The 355-nt window shown below is 53.5% G+C and carries 2 tRNA genes; both read right to left on the reverse strand.

Annotated elements, in window-relative coordinates:
- Position 1: 1 nt before the first annotated feature.
- Positions 2–78, reverse strand: a tRNA-Arg gene (locus tag HEN33_RS25630).
- Between the two features lie 199 nt (positions 79–277).
- Positions 278–354, reverse strand: a tRNA-Arg gene (locus HEN33_RS25635).
- Between the last annotated feature and the right edge of the window lies 1 nt (position 355).

Consider the following 355-nt stretch of genomic DNA (forward strand, 5'->3'; position numbering starts at 1 on the left):
ATGGTGCATCCGGGAGGATTCGAACCTCCGACCGCTCGGTTCGTAGCCGAGTACTCTATCCAGCTGAGCTACGGATGCATCGGGAAACTTACTTTACTGCAGATTTTTTGATACCGCTACTAAAGCCGTATCAAGTAAGAGATGGTGCATCCGGGAGGATTACTCGCCTTACGGCTCGCCCTTCGGGCCGTTGCTAAAGCAACGTTATCCTCCCTGGTGCTTGCGGTTAGTACCGCCACCTCTTCGACACCTTCATCGCTGAAGATTTCGTAGAATATGGTGCATCCGGGAGGATTCGAACCTCCGACCGCTCGGTTCGTAGCCGAGTACTCTATCCAGCTGAGCTACGGATGCA

Origin of the sequence: Escherichia sp. 94.0001, assembly GCF_013369155.2 — a bacterium.
In the GTDB taxonomy this organism is placed as follows: domain Bacteria; phylum Pseudomonadota; class Gammaproteobacteria; order Enterobacterales; family Enterobacteriaceae; genus Escherichia; species Escherichia coli_F.